Raw genomic sequence first — 439 nt, forward strand, 5'->3', positions numbered from 1 at the left:
GGCTCCCCGGGGACTATCGTGGCCTCCCACGTCCTTCATCGGTTCCTAGTGCCAAGGCATCCACCGTGCGCCCTTAAAAACTTGGCCACAGATGCTCGCGTCCACTGTGCAGTTCTCAAACAACGACCAGACACCCACCCTCACAACGCACAAGGCGTCGATCAAGTAGGACCGGCATCTCTGAAGCAACGACCATAACGGCCGTTCCCTCAGGACCCAACAACGTGCCCGACACAGACCAATCACCATCGTTTTCCACGCCGAAGCAGTACTAACGAAGCTCTCAATCCGTGCCGAATAGTCAACGTTCCACCCATGAGCAACCGTGTGAGACATTCGCTCACATCCGGCTATGTGCTCCTTAGAAAGGAGGTGATCCAGCCGCACCTTCCGGTACGGCTACCTTGTTACGACTTCGTCCCAATCGCTGGTCCCACCT

At 56.7% G+C, this 439-nt stretch carries 2 rRNA genes; both read right to left on the bottom strand.

Going from position 1 to position 439, the window contains the following annotated elements:
• Positions 1 to 87: ribosomal RNA gene (locus ACXJMZ_RS37425) — 23S ribosomal RNA — on the bottom strand; the annotation flags it as partial.
• A gap of 278 nt (positions 88 to 365) precedes the next feature.
• Positions 366 to 439, bottom strand: a 16S ribosomal RNA gene (locus tag ACXJMZ_RS37430); the annotation flags it as partial.

It is taken from the genome of Kitasatospora sp. P5_F3 (assembly GCF_054049135.1).